Raw genomic sequence first — 24135 nt, 5'->3', positions numbered from 1 at the left:
TTTGGGCCGGCAGCTCGACGATCCGCGCTCAGCCCCGGCCGCGCACTGGCAGCAAGGGGAGCAGCGGCTCGTCATCCGGGATGCGCAGGCCGGGCATGAGCTCGTCGAGCTCGCCTGGCTCGAAGCGGCACAGGTTGGAGGCGTGCCAGAAGCCCCCTGCAACGTTGCCGCTGAGCTTGTAGCAGCCGTCTGGGCGGAAGGCGACCCAGCCCTCGGGGAGCTTGAGCAGCACGGCGAGACAGGCGCCAGTCCGCACGTCCCAGAAGCGGATGGTACCGTCGGTGGAGCTGGAGAGCAGCATCTCTCCATCCGGCATGAAGGCCACGCTCACGATCTCGCCGGTGTGCCCCTGGAGGACGCGCGCCGTGTAATCGGCGGACACACGCCAGAGGAGAACGCTGCCGTCGTCGGACCCTGATGCGAGCCATGCACCGTCGGGGCTGAAGGTCACGCACTTCACCTGGCCGGCGTGGCCGGCCAGCGCGCGCTGCTCGGCGCCCTCGACGAGAGGCCAGAGGCGGACGGTCGTGTCGTCGGAGCCCGAGGCGAGCGTCGCCCCATCAGGGCTGAACGCCACGCTCCTCACGACACGACCATGGCCTTCCAGCACGCGCGCTGCTCCTTCGCCGTCCACCTTCCAGAGCCGGATGGTTCGATCGAACGATCCTGATGCCAGCATCGTGCCGTCAGGGCTGAACGCCACGCTGCTGATTCCATCTTCGTGATCTTCCATCACGCGAAGCGGCTCCGCTGCCTCGGTGTGCCAGAGTCGCACTGTCCCGTCGAGCGAGCCTGACGCGAGCATGCCCCCGTCATGGCGGAAGGCGATATCCATGATGCGATGATAATGCCCCCTCAACACGCGCGCCGTGCGGTCTGCGCCGAGCCTTCCGAGCCGGACCGTGTGGTCGCGCTGTGCGAACGCCAGCGTCGTGCCGTCAGGGCTGAAGACCAGCTTCGCGGAGGAGATGCCGCGATCCACGAGCGGCGGCGCCGCAGTCCATGCCGACATCCGCCAGAGCTGAATGCCAACGTCTTCGGAGCCGAGCGCGAGCGTCCCGCCATCGGCGCTCAACGCCATGGCCATGGACACGCTCGGCTGTCCTTCCAGCACGCGCACGGCGCCACCCGTCGACACGTGCCACAGGCGCACCGTGCTGTCCTTCGAACCAGAGGCGAGCGTCGCGCCGTCGGGGCTGAACGCGACGCTCGTCACGGCGGCGGAGTGGCCCTGGAGCGCGTGCAACGCGACGCCTGATCGATTCCACAGCTGCACGGCTCCGTCTCCCGCGCTGGAGGCGAGCGTCGCGCCGTCGGGGCTGAACGCGACACTCCTCACGCTTCGCAAGTGGCCCTTCAGCGTGTTCCGCTGCTCGCCCGTCGTGACGTCCCAGAGGCCAATGTCGTAGTCCGCGGAGCCGGAGGCCAGCGTGCCGCCGTCGGGGCTGAACGCGATGCTGAGCACGCCAGCCCGGTGGCCGCTCACTACGCGAAGCACGTCGCCTGTCGCGACCTTCCAGAGCCGGATGACGGTGTCGTGAGCGCCGGAGGCGAGCGTCGCGCCGTCGGGGCTGAACTTGACGGCCATCACTCCATCCCGATGGCCGTGGAGCACGGCGATTTGTCGGAAGGTGGCCACCTGCCAGAGCCGGACGGTACAGTCAGAAGATCCGGAAGCCAGCGTCTCGCCGTCAGGGCTGAACGTCACGCTGTTCACATGATGAGCGTGCCCCTTGAGCACGCAGAGCACGTTGCCAGTCGATACGTCCCAGAGCCGGACAGTGCAATCGTCCGAGCCGGACGCGAGCGTATCCCCGTCAGGGCTGAAAGCGATGCTCGTGACCCAGTCGGAGTGGCCGTTCAGCCTGCGCAGCGCGCCCCCGGTCGCCATGTCCCACAGCACGATCCCGTGGGAGTGACCCGATGCGAGCAAGGTCCCATCGGGGCTGATCGCTACAGCGTTGCACCGGCTGCCTTGTACCCACGTCGGCTCGAACCTCGCCGCATCCGGCATCGCCGCGCCGAACGTGTCGCACCCGTCGAGCTTCGCCCCCCGTGCCCCCACGAGCTTCGCCCCGCGCAGCCTCGTCGAGGCGAGCTTCGCTCCGGTCAGATCCGCGCCCACAATCCGCGCTCGAACCGCCGTCGCCCCGGTCAGGTCCGCCCCGCAGAGCGCCGCCCCGGAGAGGTCCGCCCCCTCGAGCAGCGCCCCTCCCATCTGCGCCCCGCTCAGGTTGGCCCCCACGAGTTTCGCCTCTCTCAGGTCCGCCCCCCGCAGATCGCACCCGCAGAAGTTCTTCCCCGACAGATCCTGCCCCCGCAGATCCGCCCCCGCGAGGTTCATCTGCTCGCTCACCCCAAGCGCCGTCCGCCCGTCGATCCGGAGCGCGTTCGCCGTCGCCACCGTCCCCCACGCCCCGCCGAGCGCCTGCCGTACCCACGTCGCCGTCGCCTCCCGTCCCGCGAGCGCCCCGAAGAAATCCGCCATCAGGTCGCTCACGTCCCGCTGCGCGAGCGCCGCCGACTCCCCGGAGCGCTGCACCTCTTCGGCCGCCTCCCGCGCCACGAGCCACTCCAGCACCGACTGGTGGATGAACCGGAAGTTCTCCTGGTCGTCCCACACGAGAAGCGTCCCCGACCCGATCTGGTGCACCGTTACCCCGAGATCGAGCTCGTGCCGCCCGAGCGCCTGCAGCGCCGCGATGAGCTCCGCCGGCAGCTCGCGGATGTTCACGCTCTGCTCCGTCCGCTGCCACAGCCGCGTCGCGAGCTCCGTCACCGCACGCCACCGCTGCGCCACCGACAGCCCCGGCTGCGCGCCCTTCGGGTGCGCGCGCTCGTACTCCCAGACGAGCCACCGATCCAGGAGCAGCTTGTAGAGCCCCGCCGAGGTGATCTCGCCGTCTCCCGCCTTCGCTTGCCGTAGCTGCGCCGCCTCGATCTCGGCGATGAACCCCAGCATCCGCGGGTTCGCCGATAGGCCGAGCAGGTCCTTCACCTCCGCGAGCAGCTGGATGCGCTCGTCAGCCGCCTCCTCGCTGTCGAGCCGGTTCACCAGGAACCTGCGGATCTGCGCCCCGGTGAACGGCTGCAGCCGCACGAGCCGATAACCGGGCAGCAAGGCGGCCCGCTCCGCGAGCGCCGACCTCACCTGCTGCTCCGAGATGAAATGCTGGCTCCGGCTCGTCACCACCACCTTCGCCGCCTTGCCCTGCGCCGCCTGGATCAGCGTGTCGAAGTGCTCGACCGCGCGGTCGTACGTCACGCGGAAGGCGAGCTCGTCGAAGCCGTCGAACAGGAGCGCGATCCGCCCTTCGGCCAGCATGTGCCGGAACGCCGGCAGATCGATCTTGCCGAGCCCCGCGAGCGCCAGGTGCTGCGCGATGAGCGCGTTCAGGTCGCGCGCCTTCTCCAGCGCGCGCATCTCGATGAGCACCGGCGTCAGCGGGCCGCCCGCGTTGCCCAGCCGCCGCGCGAGCTCGTGCAGGAGGAACGTCTTGCCCGTGCCGAAGTCGCCGAGCACCAGCACGAACCGGTTGTGCTCGGAGTCGAGCAGCGCTGCGAGCGCATCGAGCGCCCGCTCGTGCAGCACCTCCTCCTGGCCCGTCGTGAGCGCGACGCGCTGGTCGACGTAGAGATCCGGCGGATACGTGGGGTCCCGCTCGAGGCTCGCGTTCTGCCACGCCAGGTAGCCGCGGAAGTCGATGAGCCCCTGGTACTCGAGGAACCGCACGAGGCGCACGCGCCGCGCGCTCGCGTAACGCACGAGCTCCTCCGGCGCGGGCTCGCCGCCGTAGACCAGCGTGGACACGAGGCCGGGATCCTCGCGCCGGTACGAGGCGTCGATGCTCTCGATGAACGCGGAGACCGCCTCGGTCGAGATGCCGCTCTCGAGCGCCGCGAGCGGCGCGATCCGGACGATGCCGCCCTCGTTGACCGAGACGCGAAGGTAGACGCCGAAGGGGAGGGGCGCGTCGAACCACTCGATCTTCACGCCCTCGGGCTCTCGCAGCCTGCACACGCGCTCGACCCGCGAGAGGAAGTCGTCGCTGCGCCCTTCCCCGGGCAGGAGGATGTCGTCGCCGTGCGGACCCGCGTGGCCGCCCCGCGCGCGCGCCGGGAGGCGGCGCAACATGGGGACTCGCCCGGCGTGCTCGGCGCGCGCAGGCGCAAGAAAGCGCCTCAGAAACGCGACGAGGAACTCCGCCGAGGCGCGGCACGCGAACGCGCGGAAGCTGTCGTTCTTGTCGTGGTCGGCGTGATCCGAGACCGCCTTCGCGATGATCGACCGCCTCCCGAGGCGCTCCGCGACGTAGCCGATCGCCGCGGCCTCCATCTCGACGCCGAGCACCTTGCGCCCGATCGGCTTCAGCCGCTCGAACAGCCCCGCGTCCTCCTGCACCGCCTTGCCCGTGGCGATCGGGCCGATGTGCACGCGGAACGGCCGGGCCGACGGCGGGCCGTCCGGGTGGAGCAGGCGATCCCGGCGGACCTGCGCCACGCCCGCCTCCGTGAGCTCGAGGCCGCCGTCGCCGATACGGAGCACGCCCGCCGCCTCCAGCTCCCCGATGCGATCGGTCCAGCCCGGGCACCGCGCTGCCCGCTCCGGCCGCGAGACGGGCGGCGGTCCCCCCTCCACCTGGCTCTCGTAGAGCGCGTGCCGGAGCCACCACGCCTGGGACGGCTTCGACGGCGGGCGCTCGGCCGCGAACGCCGCCTGCCGCTCGAACTCGCGCGCGAAGAGCGCCGCATCCATGTTCCACGTGCGCTCGAGGTTGTACGTCTCGATGTCGTGGAAGAACGCGCCCTCGCCGCCGCCGTGGGCGACGCGCTTGCCCTCGTCGTAGCTGTAGACCCGGTCGGCGACGATGACGTCGCCGAGCGACACCTCGCCGCGCTTGCCGGCGCAGATGCCGCACATCGCGAGGCACCCTGGATCGAGCTCCTCGATGAGCCCCTGCGCCCTCGCCGCCGCCGCGCTCTCGCCCATCCGCCCCGACCACGCCGCGGCGACGCGGAGCGGCTCGCCGCGGTCGTTCGGGAGGTCGCGGACGAAGTACGGGAACCCGCCTGGATCCCGCGCCTCCCGCCAGCCGTCTCGACCGCCCTCGCCGAGCGCGAGGACCGCCTCGAGCTCGTCCTGCAGCGCGGTGACGATCAGCGCGTCGACGCGCCCTGCAACGATGTCTGTCGGCACAGGTCCACTCTAACAACAGGCGCTGACGTTCCGGGCTCGGTCCGGGTCGAGACCTGGCCGAGCGCTGGTGACCAGATCCTGACTGGGTCCCGACCTGATCGAGCGCTGGTGGTCAGATCCTGAAGGGGCCCGGACCTGGCGGTCCCCTCGTTTTCGAGGCCCGCCCCAGGTCGAGACCTCCAGCGAGGCTCCCCGGGGGAGCCTCCGGCCAGATCCGAGCCTGGCTGCCCGCCTTCGCTTCTTCCTGGACGACCGCCCTCCCGGGAGGCTTTCATCCCGCCCATGGCGAGGCTCGTCGAGGCGCTCAACCGGTTCTTCGGGCGGGTCGAGATCCTCGCCCTCGGCCTCGAGAACGAGCGCAGCGCCGCCGAGGCCGCGCTCGCGAAGGGCATGCCCCTCGAGGCCCGCGAGCACGCCCGCACCATCCTCTCCGTGCTGCCCGACTCGGCCGTCGGGCTGGCGCTCTGGGCCGACGCCGCGGAGGACGCGTGGCTCGACCAGGAGGTCGTCGCCTCGCTCACGGATCTCGCGAAGCGCGTCCCGTGGCGCGCCGACGTGTGGCTCCGCCTCGGCCGCGCGGGGCAGCGCATCGGCTGGGACGGCGCGCGCGACGCGCTCGAGCGGGCCACGTCGGCGCCGGAGGAGCGCGACGCGGCGCGCCTCGCGCTGCTCGATCTCTCGGACCTCGACCTCGCCGCGGGCGACCCGGCCCGCGCGCAGCGCTGGCTCGACCGCATCCCGGCGCCGCTCACGACCGTGCCCGACCGCGACGTGGCCCTCCGCCGCGCCGAGTGCGCGCTCGCGTACGGCGATCTCGACGGCGCGCGCGCCGCCGCGGAGATCCTCGGCGAGCCCACCGCGATCGAGGGGCGCGCCGCCCTCGTGCTCGCCCGGCTCGCGCTGGCCGAGGCGAGCGCGGCGGCGGGCTTCCCCGCGGCGGGCTCCTCCGCGGCGGCCCTGCCGCCCGCCGTGGTGGGGCGGGCGCTCGACCTCGGGCTGCGGGCGCTCGTGCTCGACGTCCCCGGCGCGGCGGAGCTCTGCGCCGCCCTGGTCGCCGCCTCCCGCGACGTGCTCGTCGTCGACCGCGTGCGCCGCGTCGTCCGCGCTGCGGGCGCGCTCGACGAGCCGACCTGGGCCGCCGCGTTCGCCTTCGCCGAGGGGCGGCGCGACGACGCGCGGCAGGCGCTCGCGCGCGGGCTCTCCGCGGGCGACCGCGCGGCCGCCGCGGCGCTGCTCCGCATGGCCGTCGAGACCCGCGACCTCGGCGCGCTCGACGCGCTCGCCGCGCGCGGCAACGCCAAGGACGACGACAAGGAGCCGCGCGGCGCGGCCGCGCCCCCGCTCCCGCCCGACCTCGTCCGGCTGCGCGACGCCGCGGCGATGGCGTCCGCGGGGCAGGGGAGCGGCGCGCTCGACGCGCTCGACGCGGTGACCGGCGAGGGCGCGGCGTGGGCCGACGACATGCGCCGCGCGATCGCGCAGGCGTGGGTGCCCCCCGCGGGCGGCCCCGCCGGGGCCCGCGCCGCCGCCGCGTGGGGCGACGTGCTGCGCGAGCTCGCGCGCACGGCCAAGCTGCTCGACCGGCTCGACCTGCTCGCGGCGATCGAGGCCCTCGCGGTGGAGCGGGAGCGGCCGCTCCGCGCGGCCGTGGTGGGCGAGTTCAACGCGGGCAAGAGCACGTTCCTGAACGCCCTGCTCGGCGAGGACGTGGCGCCGACCGGCGTCCTGCCGACGACCGCGACGCTCCACTGGGTCGCCTGGGCGCCCGATCCGTTCGCGCGCATCGTCGTGCGCGGCGGCCAGGACCGCGTCGTGCCGCACGCGGCGCTGAAGGACACGCTGCGCGCGCTCGCGGCGGCCGGGGACAAGGTCGCGCGGGTGTTCATCTACGCGCCCATCGAGCGGCTCAAGCGCGTCGAGATCCTCGACACGCCCGGCTTCAACGCGCCTGACCCCGATCACATCGCCGAGGCGCGGCGGGCGTTCGACGAGGCCCACGTCGCCATCTGGCTGCTCGACGCGCCCCAGGCGATGAAGGAGTCGGAGCGGCGGGTGCTCTCCGAGATCAGCGCGCTCGGCGTGCCCGTGCAGATCCTCGCGAACAAGGCCGACCGGCTCAAGCCCGACGCCCTGGAGACGGTGCTCGCGCACGTGCGCGACAGCCTCGCGGCGAGCGCCATCGCCTCGCTCACGCCGCCGATCGCGTTCTCGGCGCGGCTCTCGCTGAAGGGGCGCCTCGGCGACGAGGAGGCGCTCGCGGCGTCGGGGTGGGCCGAGGTCGAGGCGCTCTTCGCCGAGCAGATCGTCGACGCGAGCGACGCGCTCCGCGAGCGCGCGCTCCGCCGCAAGGCGGGCCGCATCGCGGCCGAGCTCGCCCAGGCGGCGTCGGCGCGCGCGGCCGAGGACCGCGAGGCCGGGCGGAGGGCGCGCGCCGAGGCCGACCGGCTCCGCGCGAGCGCGGCGTACCTGCGCCGCGAGCGGCGCGCGCTCGCCGCGGCGATCGACAAGGCGCTCGAGCCGGCGCGCCGGGAGCTCGCGTCCGACCTGCGCCCGATCGCGGCGCTGCCCGAGGAGCGCAAGCGCACCGACGCGAGCGTCCGCGCCTACGTGCAGGAGCGGCTCGTGGCGCGGCTGAGCTGGCCGCTCTCCGCCGAGATCGCGAGGGCGGCGCGGGCCGGCGCGGAGCCGGGGGCGCGCGGCGCGCGCGGCGCGCGCGACGTCGAAGAAGGGGGCGCCTCGCCGTCGCCGCGGGCGGCGGCCCACGTGCGCGCCGTCCTGATGGGCATGGTGGCGGTCCACGACGCCCCCGACGAGCTCGCGGCGCGCCCGATCGAGGGCGTCGTCGAGGCCGCGATCGACGCGTTCGCGATGGCGCTGTCGGCCGAGGCGGAGGCGCCGGTCCCGCCGCCCGCGTCGGCGGCGATCGAGCTGCGCGCGCAGGCGCTCCGGGTCGCCTTCGAGGCGCCCGCCACGCCGGCCAGCGCCTGAGGCGAAAGGCGTCGGCGGCTCGGGAAGAACGGCCGCCTTCGAGGCGCCCGTCACGCCGGCCAGCGCCTGAGGCGCGAGGCGTCAGCGGCTCAGGAAGAAGGCGAGCACCCCGAGCGCCAGCCCGATCACCAGCGCCAGCGGGACCACGAGCTTGACCATCCACAGGTCCGTCGGGCGCGCGGGCGGGCGGCGGTCGCGCCGGACCGGCGCCGGCGCGATCTCGATGACGTTCTCGGCCGAGGACCGCGAGGGCGGCCGCGGCGGCGCGGCGGCGGCGGGCGCGCCGGCGCCTCGCGGCGCCTCCGCCCTCGGGGACGGCGCGCGGGCGCCCGCGGCGGGGAGGAGCGGCCCGAAGTCCTTGCGATCGTGGATCACGACGTCGCTCGCCGGCGGATCGCTCGTCGGCGCGACGAGCCGCCGCACCGCCGGGAGCGTCCGCGAGAGATCGTCCGACGTCGGTCCTGCCGGCGCCTCGCGCGGGAGGGCGACGCCGGGGAGCGTCGCGGCGAGCGACAGGATCGCGCTCGACGGCGGCCCTTCCGTCAGCGACGCCTCGCGGAACACGGACTTCGCCAGCACCTCGCCCCGCTGCGCCGGCGGCGGCAGATCGCCCTCGCGCAGCGGCGGCGCGGCCGTCATGGAGCTCCGGAGCGACTGCGGCATCGCCACTTCGAGGGTCGGCGCGTCCTCGGGCGCGCTCGTCCGGGCGGCAGGGAGCAGCGCGGAAGGCAGGTGGGGCAGGAGCCGCTCGAGCTCGTCGCGCAGCTCGGCCGCGCTCTGCTGGCGCTGGTTCGGCCACTTCGCGAGCGCGGTGAGGATGATCGCCTCGAGGGCAGGGTGGATCTGCGGCAGGAACTGGCTCGGCGCCGGCGGCGGCTTCCGGAGGTGATCCATCGCCACCTCCCACGCGACGGCCGTGGGCGGGAAGGGGAGCCGGCCCGTGACGAGCAGGAACAGGAGCACCCCGCACGCGTACACGTCGCTGCGCCCGTCGATGGCGTCGCCGCGGCACTGCTCCGGGGACATGTACGCGGGCGTGCCGACGACCACGCCGACCGTGGTGACCGAGCCCCAGACGCTGATGGGCGCGCTGTTCGGCCCGTCGTCCTCGCCGCGGGTGTTCCTCTCGACCATCTTCGCGATCCCGAAGTCGAGCACCTTCACGCGCTCGACCGACGGATCCGCCGGATCCCGCAGGACCATCACGTTCTCGGGCTTGAGATCGCGGTGCACGATGCCCCGCGCGTGGGCGGCGGCGAGGGCGTCGGTGATGCCGATCAGGAACCGCGCGGCGCGGGCCTCGGAGAAGCGGCGCTCGGCGAGCAGGACCTCGAACAGGTCCTTCCCGGCGACGAGCTCCATCACGATGTACGGCAGGTGCCCTTCCACGCCGGAGTCGAGGATCTGCACCGTGTTCGGGTGGTGGAGGCGCGACGCCGCCTTCGCCTCCCGGTAGAAGCGGGTGACGAACGTCTCGTCGCCGAGCAGCTGCGGGTGCATGATCTTGATGGCGACGTCGCGCGGCTCCGCGTCCTGCTCGCCGCGGTAGACCGCCGCCATCGCGCCCTCGCCGATGAACCCGGTGACGCGGAAGCGCCCTGCGATCGTCTTGCCGATGAGTTGCGGGCCCGCGCTCATGAGCGAGACTTCACCATAAAGTCCACGGAAAGAGCTACCCCGGCCTTCGCGATCTACGGCTTCGCCGGCGCGGGGCGGGGCTCGCCCTTCGCCCCGAGGATCGCCTCCAGGATCGGCCGCGATCCCTGCACGGCGGTGCGCTGCGAGTAGAAATGGAGCCCGCGCAGGCCGCCGAGCTCCTCGCCGCCGCCGGCGCGGCCCGGGCCGCCGTGGATCGTCTGCGGGAGGACGGTGCCCGGGCCGGGCGCCTGATCGGCGATCTTCTCGCTGCCGAGCAGGACGCGGCCGTGGTACGGCGCGACGCCGAGCAGCACCTCCGCCGCGAAGGCGCGGTCGTCGCTGTAGACGGAGCAAACGAGGCTCCCGCGGCCCCGGCGCAGGAGCGCCACGGCGTGCGCCGCGCCGCCGTCGTACGGGAAGAGCGTGGCGACGGGGCCGAAGACCTCGTGCTCGTGCGCGGCGGGCGCGCCGTCGGGGCCGCTCGCGACGAGCAGCGTCGGCGGCACGAAGTACCCCTTGCCCGGGGGCACCCCGATCGCCTCGAAAGGCCCGGCGCCGCCGAGCGCCACCGCAGCGCCCGCCGCGAGGCGCTCGATGCCCGCGCGCACGCCGCGGAGCTGATCGGACGTGGTCAGCGGACCCACCGTGACGCCGTCCTGCGCGGGATCGCCGACGCGCGCGTCGCGGAGACGGTCGACGAGGTCGTCGCGGACGGCGTCGACGACGGCCGCGGGCGCGAAGATGCGGCGGATCGCCGTGCACTTCTGGCCGGCCTTCTGGGTGATGTCGCGCGCGACGTCGCGCAGGAACATCGCGTACGTCTCGGAGCCGGGGACGGCGTCGGGGCCGAGGACGGCGCCGTTCAGGCTGTCGGCCTCGACGTTCACGCGGACGCCCTCCCGCACGAGGCCCGGCGAGAGCCGGAGCGCGGCGCCGGTGGCGCTCGATCCGGTGAAGGCGAGGACGTCCTCGCCGCCGAGGTGCGCGAGGAGATCGCCCGGCGGGCCGGCGACGAAGGAGAGCGCGCCGCGCGGCAGCGGGGCGCGCTCGGTGAAGATCTTCATCAGCCGGAGCGCGACGAGCGCGGTGCTGGTCGCGGGCTTCGTGATGACCGGCATGCCCGCGAGGAGCGCGCAGGCGGCCTTCTCCGCGAGCCCCCATGCGGGGAAGTTGAAGGCGTTGATGTGCACCGCGACGCCGGGGCGCGGGACGAGGATGTGCTGGCCGAAGAAGCGCGGCGAGCGCCCGAGCTGCACGCCGTCGCCGTCCGTGAGCAGCCGCGCGTCGCCGAGCTGGGCGCCGAGGTCGGCGTAGTAGGCGAGCGTGCCGATCGCGCCGTCGACGTCGAACTTGGCGTCGCCGCGGGTGTTGCCGCCGTTCCGGATGGCGACGTCGATGAGCGCGTCGCGCTCGGCGTGCGCGGCGCGCGACATGGCGCGGAGCAGCTCGCCGCGCTCCGCGAACGTGAGCGCGCGCAGCGCGGGCCCGCCCTCGGCGCGCGCGAACGCCACCGCGGCCGCGAGGTCGAGGCCGTCCGTGCTCGTCTCGGCGAGCGGCTCCTCGGTCGCGGGGTTGACGAGCACGTGCGGCGCGCCCTGGCCGGCGCGCCACTGCCCTTCGACGTAGCTCTCGAGCCGCTCCATCGGGCGCGTAGCCTACTCGCGCGGTCGCTCGGCACAACCCCCCGCGCGCTGTCACGGCCGCGCTCGGCGCGCGCCGCGCCGCGGCCGCGCTCGGTGCGTGTGGCGCGCGCACGCCCTGCGCGCATTTCATCTGCACGAGGCGGACGCGAGCAGCGCGGTGATCTTCGCCTTCACCACCTCGAACTCCCGCACCGCGAGATCGAGCTCGGCCTCGCGCTGCCTGCGGCCGGACTCGACGAGATCGAAGCTCGTCGCGGTGCCGGCCTCGAACGCGACCTGCGTGAGGCGCGCGGTCTCGCGCGCGAGGTCGCGCGACTGCTCGGCGACCGCGCGCGACTGCTCGGCGACGGCGACGCCCCGGACCGCCTGCGTCGTCTCGAGCCCGGCGGTGCGCTCCACCGCGCCGAGGCGAACCCGCTGCTGCTCGACCGCGGCCCGGTTGATCTGGAGATCGCCGTAGCGCGCCCCGCCGTCCCAGATGGGGACGGTGAGCACGGCGCCGATGGACCACCCCCAGGACCGCGCCCGGCGGGTGGACTCGTCCCCGAGCGAGGTCTGAGCGCTCAGCGTGCTCGACAGATCGACGTACGGGGCGAACGCGAGCTTCGCGTCGGTGAGGTTGCGCTCCGCGATCTCGAGCTCGGCCCGGGCGGCGCGGACGTCGGCGCGCTGATCCGCGCGCGCCTCGGCGCACTGCGACTGCACCTCCGCCGCGATCGCGTTCAGCGAGAAGCCCTGCGGGACGCCGACCTCGCCGCGCTCGCCCAGCACGGCCCCGAGCGCCTCCCGCGCCTTGCGCAGCGCCTCGTCGCCGGACACGAGCGTCGCGCGGGCGAGCGCGACGTCCTGCTCCGCGCGGACGACATCGAGCTTCGTGCCGGTGCCGAGCCGCTCGCGCCGCCGGGTCAGCTCGAGCCGCTCGAGCGCGCTGCGCAGGCCGACCCGGTTGATCTCGCTGACCCGCTCGGCCGTGACGATCGAGACGACGGCGTCCGCCACGGCGCCGACGGTGATGCGGCGGCGATCCTCGAGGCTCAGCTTGGCGACGTCCACCGAGCGCCTGGCGGTGCCGATGCCGTACCAGGCGCGCGGGGCGAGGACGGGCTGGCGGAGCGTGAGCGACGCCCTCAAGGTCGTCGGCGCATCCTCGACATCCTGGAACGCTCCCGTCGGCTCCCCAGGGGGGCGAGCGATGCCCGGCGGGAGCGTCTCGGCGCCGCCGCCCGCCAGCTCGTGATTCACATCACCGCGCGCGTCGAGGCTCGGGAGCGCCGCGGCGAGCGCCCGCCTCGCGACCCCCTCGGCGCGGGCGACCTCCTGCACGGCGATGGCGAACTCGACCGACCGCTGCTCGATCATCGCGCGCGCGTCGTTCCAGCTCGCCAGCGTGCGCGCCGGCGGGGGGACCGGCGCGAGCGCCGGGTCGTTCACATCGATGCGCTGCGGCATCGGCGCCGGCGCGGCGGCCGCCGTCGGGGGTGTCGTCGTCGGGACCGCCGCGGGTGCCTGCTGGCCCGGCCGCGGCTGAGCCTGCTGACCCGGTCGACCCTGGGGAGGCGCCGGCTGCGCGAGGGCGACGCCTTGGCACAGGGAGAGGACGGCGAGGTGGCTGACAGCGACCATGCGGAGCCGGCGATGGGGCATGCGCGTTCGATGCGCCGGACAGGGCGCGACGACAAGCCCGAAGCGGGCAGGGGCGCGCTCCCGCCCTGTGCCCGTGTGCGAAACCGTGCGCGCGGCGAGCCCGCGCCGCGGGTCAGGTCGTGGGCGACGAGCCGAGGATGCGCCACTATTCTGGACCACCGATGCCAAGCCGGTTGCCCCCGATCGACATCTGCCTCGGCTGCGGGACGCGGCGGCGATGTGGCCCCGCGGACCCCTGCGCTCGCTGCGGCGAGCCGCCCCACCGCGCCGTGTGGCGGCGGTCCGAGCCGCGCGGCGCGTCGCCGAGGATCGAGCTGTTCCTGAGCGCGATCACGAGCGGGCTGCTGCTCGCGTACACGGCGCTCTACGGGCTGCTCCTCTCGGGCCTGGCCGGGGCCGCGGACGAGTCCCTCGCGGCCGCCGCGCTGTTCGCGGCGAGCGTTCTTCTCGGCGCGAGGCTCGCGCGGTGGATCGTGCGGTCGCTGTTCGATCTCTGGGGCACCACGTGGGCTTACTGCTCGGCCGACGGCGCCCGCCGGGGGACCGTGCGCACGCTCCTCGGGTGGTACGGCGCCGGCGAGGGCGTGAGCCTGACGGGGTTCCACCCGACGAGCGCGGGCTCGACGCTCTTCTGTTCCTCGGACGCGATCGAGGCGGGGCTGCCCGTCGTCGCCGCGAACCTCTCGCGCATCGCGGGAGCGAAGGGCGGCGACGCGTTCTCGCCGTTCGAGGTGCTGATGCTCAGCGCCTTCACGGGCCTCGTCGCGCGCGGCGAGGCGACCATCAGCAGGGCCACGGCGGTGCGCTGGCGGAAGGGCTGGCTGGGCGCGGCGCGGCGCGGCGCGGCGCAGCCGGTGCTCACGATCGAGCGCTGCGGCGATCGCGAGGAGGGCAGCGCGATCGAGCGCGAGATCCTCTCGGCGCTGCAGGCGAAGGCGGACGGCCTCGCGCTCCTCGCGGAGCCCTCGCCGCCGGGGGGCTACCGCGACGCCGCGTGGCGGCCGCCGCCCGCGCGGCTCTGCATCGAGGAGGTGCTGTGCCCCCGCGCGCTCGCGCTGGCGGCGAGGGCGCTCCGGAAGGAGCCCCGCGGCGGCGCGCCGGTCGCGGTCGCCGCGGCGCTCGACGAGTTCGGCAAGCGCGACCCCGCCCGGATGAGCCACCTCCGCGTGCTGCTCGCGGAGCAACACCGCCGCGCGCTGTCAGCGTGAGCGGCGCCGCGGCGCTCAGTGCCAGACGCCGATGCCGGCGCTCACGCTGTCATAGCGAGGCGCGAAATCCATCGACGTCTGCAGCGTCAAGGCGGTGTCTGGGATCAGGCCCCAGAAGGTCGTCGAGAGCACGCGGACGTCCGCGCCGAACGTGAAGTGCTGCCGGCCGACGCGCCCGCTCCCCAGGCGGCCGAAGCGGTTCGGCTCGTAGTAGCTGCCGAACCGCGTGTGCACGCGGCCCGGGATCGGCTCGGTCTCGATCCCGAACCGCGGCGAGAAGCTCACGTGCGCGCCCGAGGTGCCCACCGCCGACGGGCCGTGCTCGCTCCCGGGCTGCTTCTGCGCCAGGAAGCGCTCCAGGCTCACCCCGTTCGACACCGGGCCCGTGACGAGGAGCTCCGCCGTGATGAGCAGGTGCTCGCGCGGCCAGTTCCAGTAGCGCGCGCGCCGCTCCGCCTCGAGGACGGCCGGCCCCGCGGCGAGCTCGCGCTCGTCGGCGGCGCGCTCGCGCGCCCTCTCCGTCGCGAAGACGCGCTCGCGCCGCGCGCGCTCCTCCGGGTCGTCGATGGCGCCGAGCTCGCGCGCCCTCCGCTCTTCCCGCGCGGTCTGCCTGCGCGCGACCGCCTCGCGGAGCTCCCGCTCCTGGACGCGCGGGTCGATCCACGCCGGGTTGAGCGGGCGCGGTCCGACCTGCACGGCGAGGCCGATCTCGAGCTCCCAGGGGAGGACGACCTCGTCCGGCAGGATCAGCCCGCCGGCGCGGCGGACCTGCCCGTCCATCACCACGCCCTCGCCGAGCAGGCGGCCGCCGTTCACCGGGAAGCGGAACGTGGCACCGAGCCGGTAGGACGCCCAGTCGGGGCGCACGAGCACCCCGAGCTCCGGGGAGACGCCCGCCATGGTCAGGTCGGTCTGCTCGGCCTGGAGGTTGAGCGTCACCGCGCGCGCACCTGCGCCCAGCACGAGCGCGTCGCCGAGCAGGCGGACCCCGCCGAGGAAATGGTACTTGCCGATCACGACCGTGGTCTCGGCGCCGGCCTCGTCCGTCAGGGAGTACCGCTGCAGCTCGGCGTTGACCCCGACGCCGAAGTCGCCCGCCTGGAGCTGGCCGCCGAGGGTCAGGTAGACGAAATTCGAGTAATCGAGATCGATGTCGCCGCTGTTGTCGAAATCGTTGTTCTCGAAGAGCTCGATGGGCAGCGAGATCGACGCGGCCACGTCCCACTCGAACCAGCGCATGCTGAACGGCTCGCGGAGCGCGGGCGCCGCGGCGTTGGCGACCATGCCGGCGATCCCCTCGGCGTAGCCGGCGTAGGCGCCGGCGATCCCGGTCACGCGCAGCGGCGCCAGGATGGGCCCCTGGAAGAGGTCGATGGTGTAGGCGTTGTCCTGGAGCGGCTGAGCCAGCGCGGCGCCGGGCGGGCCCAGGGCGAGGGCCAGCGCGGAGAGCGCCGCAGCGGATCGGCGGGCGATGATGCGGAGCGCCGCGGTCCTGTCGGTCACCTCGCGCTGCTCCCGTCCAACAGCATCTCGTCGCGCCCGCCGCGAGGTGATAGCACTGGCCCGCACGGAAGGGACCGTGGAAGCGGAGCCCGACCGTCGGCGGCCGCGCACCCCTGCCCGCCCTAGGAATCGCAGCTCCCATGCCCGCTCAAGCTCCCGCGCCCATCGCTCCCGCCCCGGCCGTGCCGGGGACCGGGGCGGGAGCGCGCCCTCCTGGAGCGCGGCGCCGCCCTGGCGGGCCTCGCGCCCGTGGCCGGCGCATCGCCCTGGTCGCGTACTACAGCTTCGCCGCGCTCATCATCGCCTCGTGCACCCTCCAGCTGATCCGGCAGGTCTTCTTTCTGTCGGCCGCGCCGTCGCCCTATGCGAGCTGCGAGGAGGGCCTCCTGGCGCTCGTCCGGGCCGTCGAGCGCGCCAGGGAGGCCGCCCCCGGGACCGACGGGGAGGACGCCGCCCTCGCCCGGTTCAGGAGCACGCTCGCTCCGGCGTGGACCTACCGGGACGGAGTGGCCGCCTCGTGCCGGGGCTCGGAGGACAACGAGCGCGCTCTCGACGCCATCGAGCGGCTCCGCTATGCGGAGGAGCACGCAGCGCGGCGCGAGGCAGGCGATCTGGCTCCGCTGCGGCGGCGGGTCCGGGCGATCGTCGATGGCCAGCTTGGGCCCGCGTCCCCGAGATAATACCCCGACGCGGCGATCACGCAGGACGATATGACCGACATGACCGTTCCTTCTCCCCCTGCCGCAGTGGCGGGTGAAGCGCAGACCGGCGACAAGCCCCAGCCGCCGCCTACCTTCGATGTGCTCCCCCTGTCGTCCGAGCTGCGCGAGACGCTCGCGGAGATTGGCTACGTCCACCCGACGCCGGTGCAGCTCGCCGTCTGGGAGCCGGTGACGCGCGGGCGCGACGCGGTCGTGCAGGCGCGCACCGGCACCGGCAAGACGGCGGCCTTCGGGCTCCCGATCGTCGATCATGCCGTGAAGCGCTCGCTCGCGCAGGCGCAGGTGCTCGCGCTGTGCCCGACGCGGGAGCTCGCGCTCCAGGTCTCGGCGGAGGTCGAGCGCCTCGGCAAGCGCAAGGGCATCAAGGTGGTCGCCGTCTACGGCGGCGCGCCGATGCAGCGGCAGATCGACGCGCTCGCCGCGGGCGCGCAGGTCATCGTCGGCACGCCGGGCCGCGTGCTCGACCACCTGCGCCGCGGGACCATCGTCGCCAAGCACATCCGGCTGCTCGTGCTCGACGAGTGCGACGAGATGCTCTCGATGGGCTTCGAGCGCGAGCTCACCGCGATCCTCGCCGAGCTGCCGCCGGAGCGGCAGACGCTGCTGTTCTCGGCGACGCTCCCGCCCGACATCGAGCGCATCGCGCGCAGCAAGCTGCGCTCGCCCGAGTTCATCACCCTCTCGGGCGACGCGGTCGGCGCGCTCCAGATCCAGCACTACGTCTACCTGATCACGGGCGACAAGCTGACGTCCCTCGTCCGCATCATCGAGGTCGAGAACCCCGAGAACGCGGTCATCTTCTGCAACACCAAGGACGAGACCGAGGCGGTCGCCGGGGCGCTGAAGCGCCAGGGCTACGACGCCGACTGGCTGAACGGCGATCTGCCGCAGTCCGATCGCGAGAAGGTGATGAGCGCGACGCGCGAGGGGCGCCTGCGCTTCCTCGTCGCCACCGACGTGGCCGCGCGCGGCATCGACATCTCGCACCTCACGCACGTCATCAACTACGATTTCCCGCAGGACGCCGAGGCGTACGTGCACCGCACCGGCCGCACCGGCCGCGCGGGCCGCACCGGCACGGCGATCGCGCTGATCACGCCGCAGGACGTCGGGCCGCTCTACATCCTCCGGCTGACGTACAAGATCCGCCCGCTCGAGAAGCAGCTCCCCTCGGAGGGGGAGCTCAAGACGCGCGCCGAGGCCGATCTCGTCGCGATGCTCGCCGAGGCGTTCCTGTCGAAGGGCACGCACCGCGACGATCTCTCGCTCGCGCGCCGGCTCCTCACGCACGACCAGGCCGAGGCGATCGTGGCGGGCCTCCTGCGCGATCACCTCGGCGCGCGGCCGACGGCGCAGGAGGAGGCGAGCGCCGCGCGGCGCGCCCAGCAGCCGCAGCGCGCGGCGGCGCGCGAGAGCGAGGGGCGCGGCACGGATCCGTCGACGAAGCCCGAGCCCGCGGCGCGCGGGCGGGCGGCGCGGGAGGCGATCCCCCGCGCGGCCGACTCGGCCGAGCCGCGCTCGCCCGAGACGGAGCGCAGCGAGCGCGAGCGCGAACGCGAGCTGGCGCGTGAGGGCGATAGGGACCGCGGGCGGGAGCGCGATCGGCGATCGCTGCGCCTCCGCCGGGACGAGGGGCGGCGAGGCCCTCGCGGCGCGGACGCGCCCGGGGGGGAAGAGCCGCGCCGGCCCGAGGGGGCGCGGGCGCGCGACGACGGCCCCGTCTCGGTCGAGCCGCTCACGCGGCCGGAGCCGCTGATGCGGATCGAGCCGCCGCGAGGCGAGGGCGGGCCGGGCCGCGGCCCGGCGGAGCGCCTGCGCGATCGGCCCGCGGCGACGCTGCTGTCGGCGCGCCGCGGCGCTGGCGCCGCTGGCGCCGCGCCGGGCAGGCCTCAGGGGGGCGCGTCGGGACAGCCGTTCTCGCGCCACGCCGACTTCACCATGTGGCAGCCGCCCGAGGAGGAGGGCGACGACGAGCCGATCCTCGGCGAGCCTCCGTCTCCGGCGCCCGGCGCGCCGGTGTCGCGCGGCGGCGAGCGCGAGCGCGCGAGCGGCGCCCTGTCGCCGGCCACCGGCGAGGCCGCGGTCGAGATCGAGAGCGGCGAGGCCGGCGAAGCGCCGCGCGCCGAGCCCTCGCGCGACGAGGCGGACGGAGAGTTCGTCGAGGTCTTCATCAACCTGGGCCGCCGCGACGGCGCGCGCGCGGCGGATTTCCAGCGCGCGCTCATCGAGCGGGGCGGGATGGCCAAGGGGGACATCCGGCGCATCCGGGTGCGCGAGCGCAACGCGTTCGTCAGCGTCCCGAAGGCCGAGCTCGCGCGGGTCGTGGCGACGCTGAACGGCGCGACGATCGCGGGCAAGGAGGCGCGCGCGGAGCAGGCTCGGGAGCGCACGTCAAGCGCCGAAGAGGTGGCGGAGGACGCCTGAGCGCGGGTCGCGCGGATCGAGCGAGTCGTCGCAAACGCGTCTGTCCGCTGCCACATGGCGGCGGAGCGGGCTCCACGCAAGCGTTTCAAGGGGTTCCGCGCGGCGCACGACACCGCCTGGCGGCGCTGGTCGATGGTACGTCGGTGGGGGCTTGCGTGCGACGTCGTCCAGGCGTCTCGGCTCGGCGCGCAACGCGCTAGCCAAGCTCGCCCACTGGTCGTATCACGGAAGGGATGGGGCGCAGTGGAGCGGAGGACATCGACCGGCTTCGACGGGACATCGATCGAGCGCTTGCTGACAAGCTCGATGCGGACAGGGTGCTCCCGCTGCTCGCGCGTCTGGCCCGCGCGACGGCGCCCGGGAGCGAGCCGTGGCTCTACGCGCACCGCCACCTCGCGGAGATGGGCGTGGAGCACGATCCGTGGCGCGCCGCGCTCTTCGCGCGCCGCGTGCTGCAGTTCCACGAGGAGGACGACGGCGCCTGGGCGGTGCTGGGCCTGGCGCAGTCGCTGCTCGGCAACTACCGCTACGCCGCGCGCGCCTACGAGCGGGCGCTGGCCATCGCGCCCGAGAACCCCTGGTACGCGCACAACCTGGGGCACCTCTACGACGTCGCGCTGAACCGCCCGCACGACGCCTTGCCGCTCCTGGCGCAGGCCACCGAGGCGCAGACGGGCGAGGCCGACATCGCCGCGAGCTACGCGCACGCGCTCGCCCGATGCGGCAAGCTGGTGCTCGCCAAGAAGATCTTGAAGCGCGCCATCCGTCACGGGGCGACCGCGGACCAGATGGCGCTGTGGCGCTGGCTCGACGCGGGCGCCCCGACCACGGGCGAGAGCGGCCCGGACCCTCAGCGCCCGGCCGACTCGAAGCGCAAGGCCAAGCGACGGCGCGCTCGCGAGCGTCAGAGCCTCGGCGATTGAGGCGGAGCGTGGAGCGACCCGCGCGCGGCTGTGAACACGCAATCCGCGCTGGTGCCCGGCGCGCGTCGCATGGGGGGAACCTCACGTGAGCTCCGGCCCTCTCCATCCGCACATCCGAGGAGCGGAAGCAGGAGGTGCACGCCGACCGAGCTCGGCTGCGCTGCGGCGCGGCATAAGCTGCTGCTGGCGTGCTCGATCGTGACGCGGGGCACGGGCGCGGTTGTGCGGGCACGGGCTACCTCGGCTGGGCGACGGTGGATGCCGTCGCCACAAGCGACACGCATGGCTGACGCGAAGCTTGACGGTGGGTTACCCGGTTGGCGATAAGCTGTGTTTCTCGACTGGTGCTGGACACGGTCCCCGCTTGGGACAGGGCACCCTGCGAGGAGAAGAAATGAGCGTCACGAGCGTGCAAAGGACGGACAGGACGGCGAAGAGCCACGCGCTCTCCGCGGCCGCCTCGTTTCGCCCGCGCGGCTCATCCTCCCGGCGCGCGCATCTGGAGCAGTCCTGCAAGGGGATTCGCCGCGCCGCGCACCGGAGGGACGCGCTGCCTGGCGCCACGCACGGCGCGCGCGGGCTTACGACGGGGAGTTCGCGATGAGCGAAGAAGCTCTGCGGCAAGAGATTGCGAGGCTCACGGAGCGCGTCGCGACGCTCGAGCAGCAGATCGAGGGGCACGAGCGCGCGGCGAAGGAGCAGGCCGCGCAGCTCGACCGGGCGACGCGCGAGGCGCGCGAGCGCGGCGAGCAGCTGGCCCGAGCGGACGAGGAGCTGCGGCGACAGGCTGGCATCTTCAAGCTCGTGCTCGACAGCATGGCGGACGGCGTCGCCGTCGTTGACGACAGGGGCGAGCTCCTGATGCGCAACCCGGCCGCGGAGCACATGCTCGGCCGCGCGCCGCTCGACCTCACCTCGGGGGACGACGTGGGGCCCGGCGACGCCACGCTGTTCTTCCCCGATCGCGCGACCCCCTGGCCCATGTCCGAGCACCCGCTGTCGCGCGCGCTGCGCGGCGAGACGGTCGACCAGGTCGAGCTCTTCGCGAGGAAGTCCGCCGACCAGGACGGGCGGGTCGCCCGCCGATCCAACGGCATGGCGGGCGGCGCGATGCCGACGCTCGCGCCCACCGCGGGGCCGCAGGGGGACGACGTCGAGCCGCGGTCGGTTCGCGTGCCGCCGGTGTTCTCCGAGCCGCGCATCGAGACCGGCCCGGTGTCCGGCCTGTTCCTGACGGTCAGCGCCAGCCCGATGCGGGGCAAGGACGGGGCGATCTCCGGCGCCGTCGCCGTGTTCCGCGACGCGACCGAGAAGAAGCGCCTCATCGAGGATCTCGAGGCGAAGAACCGCGACCTCGTGGAGAGCGAGAGCGCCAAGAGCGAGCTCGTCGAGCGGCTCCGTTACGCGATCGACGAGATCTCGACGCCCATCCTCGAGCTGTGGGACGACGTCCTCGCGCTGCCGATCATCGGCGTCGTCGACTCGCGCAGGAGCGCCCAGATCATGGAGCGGCTGCTCGACGAGATCGTCCGCCGCCAGTCGCGCTACGTCATCATCGATGTGACGGGCGTCGAGGTGATCGACACGCGGACGGCCGACCATTTCATGAAGCTGATGAAGGCGGTCGAGCTGCTCGGCGCGCGGTGTCGGATCACCGGGGTCAGGCCCGCCGTCGCGCAGACGATGGTGGAGCTCGGGATCAACCTCGGCACCGTGCGCGCCGCGCGCAACCTCAAGCACGCGCTGCGCGAGAGCATGGCGCTCGCCGGCCAGAAGCCGACGCCCGCGTCCCTCATGGGGACCCGCCGCGGCGCGGCCAAAGACAACGAGAAGCAGACAGGACAGCCGTTCACACCTGGCGGCCCTCGGGCCGCCTTCGATCCGTCGGGCAGCGGTGCAATGACCACGACACAGCTGCAGCTCAGCGCGAGGAAGGAGACGTCCACTTGATGCAAGCGGGTAGGGTCCCCATCGTGGGCCTCTTCGGGAACTTAATCGTCTCGGTGCAGGGCGGGCTCACCGACGGCCAGGTGGAGCAGCTGCGCGACGACGTGACCGGGTCGATCGAAGCGCGATCGCCCCGCGGCCTCATCGTCGACCTCTCCGGTGTCGAGATTCTCGATAGCTATCTCACCCGCGCCATCCGTGACATCGCGCTCACGGCCCGGCTGATGGGCGTCCGGACGGCGGTGTGCGGCTTGCGCCCCGCGGTCGCGATCGCGCTCGTGGAGATGGATCTCGAGATCCCTGGCGTGGTGACGGCGCTCAACCTGGAGCGCGCCGTCGAGATGCTCGCGCCGTCCGCGGAGGACGACATGATGCCGCCGGAGCTCACGAACGAGGTGTCGCATGAAGATCCCTCCTCGTGACGGACCGCCCTCCAGCGGCGGCGCCACGGGGCCGCCGTCGAGCCGGTCCAGCGGACCGGTGTCGACGCGCTTGCCGGGTACGCCGCAGTCGGCGCGCGGCCCGGTGCCGTCGTCTCCGCAGATCGTCGGCCGCTCGATCACCGATCAGATCGAGACGGTGCTGGCGCAGTTCCTCTCGCCTGCGGTGAGGAAGAGCGTCATCGACTGCGGGATCCGGCAGGCGAAGGTCGATCCGCTGGTCGCGCGCGAGGGTGATCTCCGGCGCCTCCTCGTCGAGGTCAAGCGCGGGGTGAAGCTGTTCGTCCGCGACCAGGCGCAGCTCGATCGGTGCATCTCCGAGCTCGGTGAGCTCGATCACGCGGCCCCCGCGCCGCGCGAGATCACCATCGATGTGCGCAACGAGGAGGACGTGCTGCGCGCGCGGTCAGCCGGCCGCGAGCTCTGCATCGAGCACCTCGTCAGCGACGTCCTGCAGACGAAGATCGTCACGGCGATCTCCGAGCTCGGGCGCAACATCGTCAGGTACGCGGGCAGCGGGCAGGTCATCGTCCGCTCGCTCACCTCGCCGATGCGTGCGATCGAGATCGTCGCGCAGGACAACGGGCCGGGGATCACGAACCTGCCGGAGATCCTGAGCGGCAAGTACCGCTCGCGTCACGGCATGGGGGCGGGCCTCCGGGGCACGAAGGCGCTCATGGATGCGTTCGACGTCAAGACGGCGCCCGGCGCGGGGACGACCGTGACGGTCAGGAAGTACCTCGGATGACGGTCGCCATCGGGACCGCGTGCTGCGTCGCCGCCGGCGAGGAGATCGCCGGCGACGAGGTGGTGGTGGTCCGGCAGTCCCCGTGGGTGCTGATCGGCCTCGCCGACGGGCTCGGCCATGGTCCCCACGCCGCGCAAGCGGCTTCCGCGTTCTGCCGCTACGTGGAGGACCACGCGTCGATGCCGATCGAGGATCTCTTGACCGGGGCAGGGGAGCAGCTCGCGTCGACGCGCGGGGCCGCGGCTGCGCTCCTGCGCATCGACGAGAGCGTGGGCGAGCTCGAGTTCTCGGGCGTCGGCAACATCGCGATGAAGGCGATCACGCGGACGGCCATGCCGAGCTTCTGCTCGGCGGGGATCCTCGGGCGGCGCGTGCGGCGGCTCCGCAGCTTTCGCTTCCCCATATCACCTGGCGACGTCGTCCTGCTCCACTCCGACGGGATCTCCAGCGGCTTCGATCTCGGCGCGTTCCGCGACCTCGATCCCGAGGAGATGGCGCGCCGGATCGTCGACGCCCACAAGAAGTCGTTCGACGACGCCACGTGCGTCGTCGCCGTGGTCCGCGACAGGGGCGCGGCGTGACGCAGCGGTCCCCGCCCGCGTTCAGCATCCCCGTCACGCGCGAGGAGGATCGCTTCGCCTGCGCGGCCGAGGGTGCGCACATCGCGCGCTGGGCAGGGCTCTCGGAGCGCGCTCAGCACGAGCTCGCGATCGCGATCGCCGAGCTCGTGTCGAACGCGGTGCGCCACGGCGGCGGCGGGAGCATCAGCATCCGCGCGATCCGCGACGACACGCAGACGGGCGGCGGTCGGTGGGGCGTCGAGGTGATCGTGCGCGACTCCGGTCCAGGCCTGGACCCGAAGCTGGCGCTGCTCGAGGACGTCGGGCCGAAGAGCGATCGCGGCCCGTCCTCGTCGAACTCTGCGCGGCTGACGCCGAGGATGCCCGGTCAGGGGCTCGGCGTCGGGCTCGGAGCCGTGCATCGGCTGATGAGCTCCGTCATCATCCGTTCGTCACCCGGCATCAGCACCGAGATCATCGCCGTCAAGTGGAAGTGAGCGCCGCCCCGCGCGCTCGCGCGGCGCGGCGGTCGTGGCGAGGAGCGCCTCGC

Annotated in this window: 15 protein-coding genes; 10 read left to right on the top strand and 5 right to left on the bottom strand. The window is 73.9% G+C overall.

Features of this window, described 5'->3' with window-relative positions; translation table 11 throughout:
- Positions 1-28: 28 nt before the first annotated feature.
- Positions 29-5197: a pentapeptide repeat-containing protein gene (locus WMF34_RS18750; protein ID WP_437994092.1), complete on the bottom strand. Its 5169-nt coding sequence runs from the start codon at positions 5195-5197 to the stop codon at positions 29-31.
- A gap of 282 nt (positions 5198-5479) precedes the next feature.
- On the opposite strand from WMF34_RS18750, the gene WMF34_RS18745 reads away from it, so the two are divergent.
- The gene (locus tag WMF34_RS18745; protein WP_437994091.1) at positions 5480-8185 is read left to right on the top strand and encodes a dynamin family protein; all 2706 of its coding nucleotides are present in this window, start codon (positions 5480-5482) and stop codon (positions 8183-8185) included.
- Positions 8186-8266: 81 nt separating this feature from the next.
- Here the strand turns inward: WMF34_RS18745 and WMF34_RS18740 are convergent, their stop codons facing one another.
- The 3 genes from WMF34_RS18740 to WMF34_RS18730 form a co-directional block, all read right to left on the bottom strand.
- Positions 8267-9823: a protein kinase domain-containing protein gene (locus WMF34_RS18740; protein WP_012236251.1), complete on the bottom strand. Its 1557-nt coding sequence runs from the start codon at positions 9821-9823 to the stop codon at positions 8267-8269.
- Between the two features lie 53 nt (positions 9824-9876).
- A complete protein-coding gene (locus WMF34_RS18735) occupies positions 9877-11466 on the bottom strand; it encodes a 3,4-dehydroadipyl-CoA semialdehyde dehydrogenase (RefSeq protein ID WP_012236250.1) in 1590 nt (529 codons plus the stop codon).
- 126 nt (positions 11467-11592) lie between these two features.
- A complete protein-coding gene (locus WMF34_RS18730) occupies positions 11593-13110 on the bottom strand; it encodes a TolC family protein (protein WP_437994090.1) in 1518 nt (505 codons plus the stop codon).
- Positions 13111-13247: 137 nt separating this feature from the next.
- On the opposite strand from WMF34_RS18730, the gene WMF34_RS18725 reads away from it, so the two are divergent.
- The gene (locus WMF34_RS18725) at positions 13248-14318 is read left to right on the top strand and encodes a hypothetical protein (protein WP_437994089.1); all 1071 of its coding nucleotides are present in this window, start codon (positions 13248-13250) and stop codon (positions 14316-14318) included.
- 15 nt (positions 14319-14333) lie between these two features.
- Here the strand turns inward: WMF34_RS18725 and WMF34_RS18720 are convergent, their stop codons facing one another.
- Positions 14334-15821 (bottom strand): hypothetical protein, encoded by a 1488-nt coding sequence (locus WMF34_RS18720; RefSeq protein WP_157906758.1) that lies wholly within the window; start codon positions 15819-15821, stop codon positions 14334-14336.
- A gap of 140 nt (positions 15822-15961) precedes the next feature.
- Here WMF34_RS18720 and WMF34_RS18715 point away from each other — a divergent pair, with 140 nt between their 5' ends.
- From WMF34_RS18715 to WMF34_RS18680, 8 genes are all read left to right on the top strand, one after another.
- Complete coding sequence (locus tag WMF34_RS18715; protein WP_012236246.1) at positions 15962-16501, top strand: hypothetical protein; 540 nt, start codon at positions 15962-15964, stop codon at positions 16499-16501.
- Between the two features lie 39 nt (positions 16502-16540).
- Entirely contained in the window at positions 16541-18967 is a 2427-nt protein-coding gene (locus WMF34_RS18710) for a DEAD/DEAH box helicase (protein WP_437994088.1), read from the top strand.
- A 233-nt stretch (positions 18968-19200) separates the two neighbouring features.
- Positions 19201-19890, top strand: a complete 690-nt coding sequence (locus WMF34_RS18705; RefSeq protein ID WP_012236244.1) for a tetratricopeptide repeat protein — start codon at positions 19201-19203, stop codon at positions 19888-19890.
- 600 nt (positions 19891-20490) lie between these two features.
- Positions 20491-21840 carry an STAS domain-containing protein gene (locus WMF34_RS18700; protein ID WP_012236243.1) on the top strand — a complete coding sequence of 450 codons (1350 nt, stop codon included), beginning with the start codon at positions 20491-20493 and terminating at the stop codon, positions 21838-21840.
- A gap of 23 nt (positions 21841-21863) precedes the next feature.
- Entirely contained in the window at positions 21864-22259 is a 396-nt protein-coding gene (locus WMF34_RS18695; RefSeq protein ID WP_157906757.1) for an STAS domain-containing protein, read from the top strand.
- Positions 22240-23025 (top strand): anti-sigma regulatory factor, encoded by a 786-nt coding sequence (locus tag WMF34_RS18690; RefSeq protein ID WP_012236241.1) that lies wholly within the window; start codon positions 22240-22242, stop codon positions 23023-23025. Before WMF34_RS18695 ends, WMF34_RS18690 begins: the two co-directional genes overlap by 20 nt.
- Entirely contained in the window at positions 23022-23606 is a 585-nt protein-coding gene (locus WMF34_RS18685; protein WP_012236240.1) for a SpoIIE family protein phosphatase, read from the top strand. Before WMF34_RS18690 ends, WMF34_RS18685 begins: the two co-directional genes overlap by 4 nt.
- Positions 23603-24082 carry an ATP-binding protein gene (locus WMF34_RS18680; protein ID WP_157906756.1) on the top strand — a complete coding sequence of 160 codons (480 nt, stop codon included), beginning with the start codon at positions 23603-23605 and terminating at the stop codon, positions 24080-24082. The genes WMF34_RS18685 and WMF34_RS18680 overlap by 4 nt, the downstream gene beginning before the upstream one ends.
- Positions 24083-24135 lie beyond the last annotated feature (53 nt).

The organism is Sorangium sp. So ce145 (genome assembly GCF_051525985.1).
In the GTDB taxonomy this organism is placed as follows: domain Bacteria; phylum Myxococcota_A; class Polyangia; order Polyangiales; family Polyangiaceae; genus Sorangium; species Sorangium cellulosum_B.
This window is presented reverse-complemented; position numbering and strand designations above follow the sequence as displayed.

Coding starts and splice junctions, on each gene's coding strand:
- WMF34_RS18745 (WP_437994091.1), top strand. CDS start 5,480: ATGGCGAGGCTCGTCGAGGCGCTCAACCGGTTCTTCGGGCGGGTCGAG.
- WMF34_RS18740 (WP_012236251.1), bottom strand. CDS start 9,823: ATGAGCGCGGGCCCGCAACTCATCGGCAAGACGATCGCAGGGCGCTTC.
- WMF34_RS18735 (WP_012236250.1), bottom strand. CDS start 11,466: ATGGAGCGGCTCGAGAGCTACGTCGAAGGGCAGTGGCGCGCCGGCCAG.
- WMF34_RS18730 (WP_437994090.1), bottom strand. CDS start 13,110: ATGCCCCATCGCCGGCTCCGCATGGTCGCTGTCAGCCACCTCGCCGTC.
- WMF34_RS18725 (WP_437994089.1), top strand. CDS start 13,248: ATGCGCCACTATTCTGGACCACCGATGCCAAGCCGGTTGCCCCCGATC.
- WMF34_RS18715 (WP_012236246.1), top strand. CDS start 15,962: ATGCCCGCTCAAGCTCCCGCGCCCATCGCTCCCGCCCCGGCCGTGCCG.
- WMF34_RS18710 (WP_437994088.1), top strand. CDS start 16,541: ATGACCGTTCCTTCTCCCCCTGCCGCAGTGGCGGGTGAAGCGCAGACC.
- WMF34_RS18705 (WP_012236244.1), top strand. CDS start 19,201: ATGGGGCGCAGTGGAGCGGAGGACATCGACCGGCTTCGACGGGACATC.
- WMF34_RS18700 (WP_012236243.1), top strand. CDS start 20,491: ATGAGCGAAGAAGCTCTGCGGCAAGAGATTGCGAGGCTCACGGAGCGC.
- WMF34_RS18690 (WP_012236241.1), top strand. CDS start 22,240: ATGAAGATCCCTCCTCGTGACGGACCGCCCTCCAGCGGCGGCGCCACG.
- WMF34_RS18685 (WP_012236240.1), top strand. CDS start 23,022: ATGACGGTCGCCATCGGGACCGCGTGCTGCGTCGCCGCCGGCGAGGAG.